The sequence below is a fragment of the uncultured Clostridium sp. genome (assembly GCF_934754925.1).
GTDB lineage: Bacteria > Bacillota > Clostridia > Clostridiales > Clostridiaceae > Clostridium.
Genome location: NZ_CAKVJA010000107.1, coordinates 1 through 2,035, shown reverse-complemented (window position 1 = coordinate 2,035; position 2,035 = coordinate 1). Strand labels below are relative to the sequence as shown.

General features: G+C 26.1%; 4 protein-coding genes and 1 pseudogene. All 5 read left to right on the top strand.

Annotation, left to right across the window (positions count from 1 at the left end):
• A partial coding sequence (locus Q0G30_RS14215) for an ABC transporter ATP-binding protein (RefSeq protein WP_294391402.1) occupies window positions 1–626 on the top strand: 626 nt, incomplete at its 5' end.
• Window positions 627–673: 47 nt separating this feature from the next.
• Window positions 674–1,036 (top strand): hypothetical protein, encoded by a 363-nt coding sequence (locus Q0G30_RS14210; protein WP_005212003.1) that lies wholly within the window; start codon window positions 674–676, stop codon window positions 1,034–1,036.
• Window positions 1,037–1,369: 333 nt separating this feature from the next.
• Window positions 1,370–1,579 (top strand): hypothetical protein, encoded by a 210-nt coding sequence (locus tag Q0G30_RS14205; RefSeq protein WP_294391399.1) that lies wholly within the window; start codon window positions 1,370–1,372, stop codon window positions 1,577–1,579.
• Window positions 1,542–1,751, top strand: a pseudogene (locus Q0G30_RS14200) (hypothetical protein); the annotation flags it as partial. The gene Q0G30_RS14205 and the pseudogene Q0G30_RS14200, both read left to right, overlap by 38 nt.
• Window positions 1,752–1,825: 74 nt before the next feature.
• Window positions 1,826–2,008, top strand: coding sequence for a hypothetical protein (locus Q0G30_RS14195; protein ID WP_294391396.1), 183 nt, complete (start codon window positions 1,826–1,828; stop codon window positions 2,006–2,008).
• Window positions 2,009–2,035 lie beyond the last annotated feature (27 nt).

Sequence of the window (2,035 nt, the reverse complement as noted above, 5' to 3'; positions counted from 1 at the left end):
TTTTAGCATTAAATAAAGTTAATTATTCATATAAAAATGGAAAAAAAGTTTTAAATGATATAAGCATGGAATTTGAAGAAGGAAAACTTTACGCTATTTTAGGGGCTTCGGGTTCAGGAAAATCAACGTTATTATCACTATTGGCTGGATTAGATGAACCTAGAAATGGCGAAATATTATATAATAATCAAAATATAAAAGTAAAGGGATATGAGAATCATAGAAAAAGCAATATTTCATTAATATTTCAAAATTATAATTTAATTGATTATATGACACCTTTAGAAAATTTAAAAATAGTTAATCCCAAGGTGAATAAGGAAATATTAAACAATTTAGGGTTAGCTGATGATGAAATTAATAGAAACGTATTACAACTATCAGGGGGACAGCAACAGCGTGTTGCCATTGCAAGAACACTTGTTACAGATTCACCAGTAATATTAGCAGATGAGCCAACGGGGAATTTAGATAGTGATACAGCTGATGAAATTATAGAAATATTAAAAACAAGTGCACATAAACATGGAAAGTGTGTAATAGTGGTTACTCATAGTAAGGAATTAGCTAAAAAAGTAGATGTTGTACTTGTTCTAAAAAATAAAAAACTAACACAGATTAATTAATAAAAATTATATTATTAACAATAAGTTTTTAGAAGGAATAATTAAGTATGAAAGTAAAACATTTTAAAGATGCAAATTTAATAAGTAAAGTACTATATGTTATTTCAATAATTATATTAGCATATACATTATTAACTATATATAATTCACATGTATATATATTATCACTTGTAGCATCAGGTAAGATTGTGGTAAGTAAAAGTATATTAGTGGTAATAACATATTACATTAATTCATCATTACCGTATGCATTTTATTCAATAGCAACATTTTCTATGGGATATATTATCAATGAATTAAATGTTAAAAGGGAAGTAGAAAAAGATATAAAAACTGATTTAGAAGACTTTAATAAATTAAATGAAGATGATAATGAATTAGAAGAATTAATAGAATATTTAAAAGATTAACTAGCTGTTAAGGATTAATTTAGAAAACTCTTGATATTCACTTGAGAAAGTTATTATGATGTTAGGGTAATGGGCAAGATGGTAAGGGATAACAAGCAATTGGATATAAAGTAAGTTTTGAGAAGGAGTATCAGTTAAGGATGCTCCTTCTTCTTTTAGGTTAAGAAGTTTTGGAGCAACTATGTTGAATTTGAACATTACTATATAGAATAATATGGGGATGTAGATCATAATTAAATTATAATTTTAAAAGTATATTAGAAAAGGAGAAAAGTAATGAGCAAGTTTACAACCTAACTTAACACCGATACGGAGATTCAATTACATAGTCCAATGCATACTCTTCTTGAAAATGTAGGTCATGAAGTTGAGAATATAGATTTTATATATTTTGAAAGAGCATTTTCTAATGAAGTTAGACCACAAAAGGGAGAAAGCAAAGAATTATATTGGTTTACTAAAGAAGAAATTGAAAGTAATGATACTATAAAACCTCATGTTAAAAATAGAGAAAATCTACATCAAAGAACTAAAGAGAGATGAAGTAAGATTCTGTGTCTACAAGGCAACTAGAAGAGGTGATGAGACATACATTCCAAGAAGTCTTGATGTAACAGAGCTAGAACTAATAGAGCTAATAAAAGAGTCAATAAGTAGAAAAGTATTTTCAGAAGGATTCATTGAAATGTTAAAACAAGAAATAAATAAAATCTAAAAGTCTTAATTACTACAAGTATAGTGATTAAGACTTTTTGCATTTAAATAAAAGTATAGAAAGAGGTAGTATAAATGTTTAATAAAGATAATGTATTCATTGCAGTTAATGAAGAAATTTCTTCAATAATACAACAATATGTAATAAGAGAAATTAAGAAAGTATTAGATAAATATAAGAGTATAACAACAGAAGAAATAACAAGTATAGAAAATTTAATCAAAAAATTGCAATGGTTTCTGTATCTGCTATCTTAATGTCTACAATGCTTGTGGGATGTAATA